6 protein-coding genes are annotated in these 6,044 nt (G+C 65.5%); 3 read left to right on the top strand and 3 right to left on the bottom strand.

What is annotated here, in order from left to right; translation table 11 throughout:
- Positions 1-80 precede the first annotated feature (80 nt).
- The 3 genes from KF791_07190 to KF791_07180 all read left to right on the top strand — a co-directional run bounded on the left by KF791_07190 (position 81) and on the right by KF791_07180 (position 2,233).
- Complete coding sequence (locus tag KF791_07190; GenBank protein ID MBX3732365.1) at positions 81-953, top strand: type II secretion system protein; 873 nt, start codon at positions 81-83, stop codon at positions 951-953.
- A gap of 21 nt (positions 954-974) precedes the next feature.
- Complete coding sequence (locus KF791_07185) at positions 975-1,307, top strand: hypothetical protein (protein ID MBX3732364.1); 333 nt, start codon at positions 975-977, stop codon at positions 1,305-1,307.
- Between the two features lie 140 nt (positions 1,308-1,447).
- Entirely contained in the window at positions 1,448-2,233 is a 786-nt protein-coding gene (locus tag KF791_07180; GenBank protein ID MBX3732363.1) for a thiazole synthase, read from the top strand.
- 46 nt (positions 2,234-2,279) lie between these two features.
- Here KF791_07180 and KF791_07175 read toward each other — a convergent pair whose 3' ends face one another.
- From KF791_07175 to KF791_07165, 3 genes are all read right to left on the bottom strand, one after another.
- The gene (locus KF791_07175; protein MBX3732362.1) at positions 2,280-4,274 is read right to left on the bottom strand and encodes a CotH kinase family protein; all 1,995 of its coding nucleotides are present in this window, start codon (positions 4,272-4,274) and stop codon (positions 2,280-2,282) included.
- 124 nt (positions 4,275-4,398) lie between these two features.
- Positions 4,399-5,145 (bottom strand): SMC-Scp complex subunit ScpB, encoded by a 747-nt coding sequence (gene scpB / locus KF791_07170; protein ID MBX3732361.1) that lies wholly within the window; start codon positions 5,143-5,145, stop codon positions 4,399-4,401.
- Between the two features lie 22 nt (positions 5,146-5,167).
- A complete protein-coding gene (locus tag KF791_07165; GenBank protein MBX3732360.1) occupies positions 5,168-5,998 on the bottom strand; it encodes a segregation/condensation protein A in 831 nt (276 codons plus the stop codon).
- Positions 5,999-6,044: the final 46 nt, after the last annotated feature.

Below are 6,044 nucleotides of genomic sequence, written 5' to 3'. Positions count from 1 at the left end.
CCGGATTGGACAGCCCAAAACTGTGAGTTTGACAATGCTCACACAGTCCGTTCATGATCCCCCATACCACTTCGGCTCCAATGAACACTCCAAGCCTTCCCCCATCTCAGGGCAGCCGCCGCGCTTTCACGCTGATTGAGCTGCTCGTCGTCATCGCCATCATCGCCATCCTGGCCGGCATGCTGTTGCCTGCGCTCAGCCGAGCCAAGGATCGCGCCCAGAACACGGTGGATCTCAACAACGTCAAACAGATCCTGCTGGCGAGCCATATGTACGCGACCGACAACGGTGACTATTTGGCTCATCCGGGCTGGGGTTCGGACCTGACCGGTCCGGATTGCTGGCTGTACGCCACCCGGAACAACGGGCGCATTCCGGGAGGGCCAAATGCCCCGTCCAGCGCCGCCGGCCGGGACAAGAACTCCCCGCAGTACAGCAATCAGGTGCTGTTCTTCCGCATCGGCCAGCTCGGGCCGTTCCTCACCACGCCCAAGGTTCTGGAATGTCCGAAGGACGTCGCCCTGCGCGGGTCCGGGCGGCAGAGGACGTGGTGGATGGCCCGTCCGGTCAAGCTCTCGTCGTACTGCTGGAACGGCACCATCGGCGGCTACTGTGGACCGAGGGCTCGTGATCTTGGCGGCCGGACCTACAAAACCTCCGACTTCCTGCCGCTCGACATTCAGTTGTGGGAACAGAACGAAACCGACGGCTTCTTTTTCAACGACGGCGGCAATCATCCGGAGACCGGAGGCGAAGGGGTGTCCCAGCGCCATGCCGGCGGCGCCAATTACTCCGGAACGGCGCGCAACCAGGACCGGGGCGGCGGGGCGATGGTCGGCCGGTTCGGCGGGACGGCGAATTTCATCAAGCTCAAGCTGTTCAATGACTTCCTGGACCAGCGGATCCAGCCGCGCCCCAACGAATTGCTGAACGGGCCGGGCTACCAACGCTAACCCCCCAGGCCCCACCCTTCCGTGAACTCCATCCCAATCACCCGCTGGCTTGCTGCCCTGCTGATGCTCGCGTTTGTGGCGGCTGGCTGCAGCAACGACGAAAAGGATCCCGATGCCGACAAGCCCTTCACGATGCCCGGCGCCAGCAAGGTCCTCGATGCCCTCGCGAAAAAGGACTACGAGCCCATGGTTGAAGCGCTTGCCGAGGTGAAGGCGGGCGTCACCGAGAAAACCAAGGATGAGTACCGGCGGTTGCGCCAAAAGGTGACGGACCAGCTGGTGGAGGAGATGGGGGACAACGAGGCCGCCCAGCAGGCGTACCGGGCCATCGGAATGCTGGAGACCGGACGCTAAGTTCCCACAACGATTGTCACGAAGCACCCACCGGAAGGTGGGTGTTTCCATTTCCAGCCCTGCGGACGACCTGCTTCCCGCGGCGCTTGTCCCGAGGCGCCTCGACAAGAACGTCCCCCGGTTCCATCCTGCCGCGCTGGATGGCTGCCGGACCCCTCATCATTGCTGGACGACCGTTCCACTCCCGTCTCTTCCTCGGGACCGGGAAGTTCCCCTCACCCGAGGCCATGCGCGATGCGCTCGCTGCGAGCGGCACCGGGATGGTGACCGTGGCGCTGCGCCGTGCCGACCTGACCGGACAGCGGGATCCGTTCGCCAACATTCTGGAGTTTGTAGACCCTGCAAGGTACCTGGTGCTGCCCAATACCAGCGGCGCGATGAATGCGGCTGAAGCGGTCCGCCTTGCGCGCCTTGCCGCCGCCGCCGGGCTGCCGAAATGGGTGAAACTCGAGATCCATCCGGACCCCAGATTTCTGCTTCCCGACCCCGTCGAGACCCTGCTCGCCGCCGGGCAACTGGTGAAGGAGGGGTTCGTTGTCCTCCCGTACATCAATGCGGATCCGGTGCTTGCGCGGCGCCTTCAGGACGTGGGCACCGCCACCGTGATGCCGCTGGGTTCCCCGATCGGATCGCACCGCGGGCTGCAGACCCGCGACCAGATCCGGATCATCATCGAACAGGCGACGGTGCCGGTGGTGGTGGATGCCGGCATTGGCGCTCCCAGTCATGCGGCTGAGGCGATGGAACTCGGCGCCGACGCGGTGCTGGTCAACACCGCCATCGCGGTTGCCCAGGATCCGAACCGGATGGCCATCGCCTTTCGTCAGGCGGTTGAAGCCGGCCGCACCGCGTTCGAGGTCGGCCTCGCGACCGGAGGCCCCGAAGCCAGCCCCACCAGCCCGCTGACGGCGTTTCTCGACGCGTAATCGGGGTGGGTTCGCGACCCGCCGCGGGCCGGTGGTTTCGACGCGATCAGAACGGGCGCGCCGGTGGCCGTGCAAAGTCCGGCATCGGCAGCAGCACCGTGAGTCCGGCCGCCAGCTGTTCCGGATTCAAGGATCCCGTTCCCTCCTTGTCCCATTCGGAAAACCAGCGCACCGCAAGCGCCTCGAACTCCGCAGCCGTCATCCGCCCGTCGCGATCGGTGTCCGCGGCCGCAAAAACCACCGGACCCAAAATTTCGCCCGGACCAAACGGCCGCATGCCTCCGGGTCCCGGAGCACCCGGACCGCCCCGGCCACCGGGCCTTCCCGGGCCGCCCGGACCTCCAAACAGCGGCGTTCCCTCCGAGGCTCCCGTCAACTGGGCCGCCACGGCGGCGTGCCGCTCCTTCACAAAGACCTTGATGGGTTTGGCATTCATCCGGAACGGTGACCCACCTCCTCCCGGACCCTCCGGACCCGCCATCTGCCCGGCAACCGACCGGTCAAACGCTGCCAGCTTTCCGGGATCCTCCTCCGCCAACACCGGTCGGATCCGGGCGGCAACTTCCTCCACCATCGCGGCGAACCGCGCCGGTTGGAACAAGGTCTTCTGGAACTCTTCCAGACGCGCCAGATAGGCCTCACGGACCGCCGGCACCTGCATGACGCGCTGAAGGAAGCGGTTATCCTCGGCCCATGCATTGCGGATGCTGAGCTGCTCGGGCGACGGATTGAAGAAGTTGCCAAAGGCCCGGTCGAGATCCCAGGGCACGAACAGGAACCGGTCGGTGGTGGGATGCAGGTAGACCACAAAATTCTGGCCCATCATCAGGATCGAATCGGTGGAACTGAGCCACACGGTGACGGCCATGAAGCGGCTGAATTCGTCCACATCCAGAAACTCCGGCAGCCTCCGGGCGAGCTCCGCGTCATCGGCCCCGGTGATCAGTCGGGCAAAGTCGTAGACCCGTTGCTCCTGTTTCCGCGTCAGGTCGGTCTTCGGGTCATAGGCCTGCCGGTAGGCAGACCAGTCGGTCCCCTGAAACTTGAACAACTCGCGGGTCACCGGTTTGAAAATGGCGCCCTTCCGGGTACCGAAGTTCGCGTCGGCCCAGTTGCTGTCGGGATTCTCAACCAGGGAATACAGGCCCAGGAGCCGGTTGGTATGGCTCCCCGGGACGTCCAGTGAGACGCGCGCGTAGGCGGTCCGGGGCGCTGGAACTCCGGCCGCGCGATACAGCTCATAGGCCAGCGGCTCATGCAGCGACGCCACATCGGTGATGTTGTTGTGGAGATTGAGTTTCGAGATGCCGGCGAGCTTTTGCCCCTTCACAAACTCGTTCAGATCCACCTTGAACGACTTCTTGTCGGTGTTCCGCGCGTCCATGAACGTGCCGTTGCCCTTGTACCGCACCGCGACGTCGCGGAAGGGAACCCCGTCGAAGGTGAGATCCGCCTTCACGTAGTCAAAATGGAGCCCCAGCGCTGCGCTCAATCCATTGCGCTGCCCCTCCTGCCCCTGGAGGCCGAACCCAGGGCCGCCCGGACCGGCGCCCGCAACGGGTCCCGACCCACGCACCACGTCACCTCCCGGGGGTGGCGGAGAAAGCACCCGGGTCAGTCCCTCACGAACCTGATCCGTCCCCACCGACCCCGTGCCGGCGGCATCCCACTCCGCAAACCACCTGCCAAAGCCGCCGGTGAATTCGTCACGCGACAACGCGCCGTTCCGATCGCCGTCGAGCGCCATCATGACGCCCATGGCGAGGAAATTGCCCGGGCCAAATCCCCCCGGACCCCTTGGAGCATCCGGACCCCCACCGAACCTGGATCCTCCCGGCGGACCCCCGGGCCCTCCAAACGGAAAGCCTCCCCCTGCCGGCGCCTCCGGTTGAAGGCCCTCCCAAGCCTCCGGACTCACGGAAAGCGTCACCCTCCAAATCCGGTCCAGGCGATAAAGATCGTCGGTTGTCCGCGGCAGGTCGGAAGAAGCACTGCCGCAGGCGGCAACCATTGCAGTGATCAGGGCAACGACACGGGTCATGGCTGGGATGACCAAATGGCGTCGAAAAGGTTACAGGCCGGCAACGGAGAGGTGAAGGACTGGTGCCGCGGCATGACCCGCCGGCTCCCGCCCGGGGGTCTGGCCGTCTTGGAACTCCGCCGCCTCAGGCGGAAGTTGCAGACGGAACGACGGGTTCATCCGTCCCAACACTTGCCGCAGGAGTCGCAGGAGTCGCGGCCGCGGCCCCCCCGGCGGCCTCGGGATCCGCCAGTTCCAGGCTCATCTGCTCCACCGGCTCGGTCCCTCCGGCTTCCGCCGTCACGAGCGCCTCGGGTCTCTGGACCGGGATCCGCCGCAACTCATCGGCGGCCGGCAGTTCCTCAAGGCTGGCGAGGCCGAAATACTCCAAGAAGGCCCGGGTGGTGGCGTATTGCATGGGTCGCCCCACCACCTCGGCCCGCCCGGCTTCCTCGATCAAACCCCGCTCTTTCAGGGTGGCGACGACACCGTCCACCGCCACCCCGCGGATCTGCTCAATCTCGGCCCGGGTGACCGGCTGGCGGTACGCGATCACGGCAAGGGTCTCCAACGCCGGCTGCGAGAGGCGGGTGGGACGGGCTTTGGCCCCCACAAACGCCCGCAGCCATGGGGAGTATTCCGGCTGGGTCACGAACTGCCAGGCCCCCGCGATGCACACCAAACGGTAACTGCGGCCGGAGGCCGCATGTTCCGCAGCCAGGACTTCCAGCGCCCCTTCAATCTCCGCTCCCGGGACCTTTCGAAAGCCCGCGGTCTCCGGAGCAGGCTCACCCTCCGTGGCGGCCTTCACGAGCACTTCGCGAAGCTCGCTGACCGACAGGGGCTTCGGCGCGCTGAAGAGCAGGGATTCCAGGATCAATTTGAGTTCCATGCGGGGGACGGGAAAAGCGGATTCAGGCGATCTGCGGACCAACCGCCGCGGCGGCGATCGGATTGGCCTCGGGATGGCCATGGACATCGGTGCCGGGAGTTGGCGGCGGCGGGGGTACAAGATCCTGAGGGGCCGCGAACACATCAATCTCACCGAAGTCCCCGTCCTGGACGAGGCCCAAAACGTTCATCCTTGAGAGCTCCAGGAGTGCAAGGAAGATGCACACGACTTCGGTTCGTGAGGTGGCCGCGGCAAACAACTCCCCAAACCGGACCCGCCCCCGCTCCGTAACGAGCGCGCGCAAGGTCTCCATCTTCTCCGTCACCGTCCACCGCTCACCAGCCACTTCCTGGGCGGGACCCGCTGCCTGAAGGCGCTTGAGGATCTCGCGGACCGCACCCACCAGCTCGAAGACGGAAACCGTCCGGCCCGGCACAGCCGGGAGGTCCCCGAAGTCCGCCCGGCCCGGGCGCCGCTCATAAATGGACTCCATCCCTTCTTCGCGCGACTGAAGCTGTGCGGCGGCGTCCTTGAACTTCCGGTACTCGACCAGCCGACGGATCAGTTCGTGGCGCGGATCCTCCTCGTCGGCGTCCTCCCCCTCGGCCGTCACCTGCTGCTCCCGGGGCAGCAGTTCACGGCTCTTGATGTAGATGAGGGTGGCCGCCATGACCAGGAACTCCCCGGCGACCTCCAGATCCAGTTTCCGAATCTGCTCCAGATAGGCCACGAACTCGGTCGCGATGCGCGTGAGGTTGACCTGATAGATGTCCACCTCCTGCTTCTTCACCAGGTGAAGCAGCAGGTCGAGCGGGCCCTCAAAGACCTCGAACTGGACTCGGTAGTCGCTCATGTGCTGACCGCGGGAACCTCGCGGTGACAGGCCAGCCTGAAATCCC

The sequence above is a fragment of the Verrucomicrobiia bacterium genome (assembly GCA_019634635.1).
Classification (GTDB): Bacteria; Verrucomicrobiota; Verrucomicrobiia; order Limisphaerales; family UBA9464; genus UBA9464.
The sequence above is the reverse complement of the archived record's forward strand: the minus strand, read 5'-3'. Positions and strand labels throughout refer to the sequence as shown.

Excerpts from the sequence above, each read along its gene's own strand:
- KF791_07190 (MBX3732365.1), top strand. The coding sequence starts at position 81 with ATGAACACTCCAAGCCTTCCCCCATCTCAGGGCAGCCGCCGCGCTTTC.
- KF791_07180 (MBX3732363.1), top strand. The coding sequence starts at position 1,448 with ATGGCTGCCGGACCCCTCATCATTGCTGGACGACCGTTCCACTCCCGT.
- KF791_07175 (MBX3732362.1), bottom strand. The coding sequence starts at position 4,274 with ATGACCCGTGTCGTTGCCCTGATCACTGCAATGGTTGCCGCCTGCGGC.
- scpB (MBX3732361.1), bottom strand. The coding sequence starts at position 5,145 with ATGGAACTCAAATTGATCCTGGAATCCCTGCTCTTCAGCGCGCCGAAG.
- KF791_07165 (MBX3732360.1), bottom strand. The coding sequence starts at position 5,998 with ATGAGCGACTACCGAGTCCAGTTCGAGGTCTTTGAGGGCCCGCTCGAC.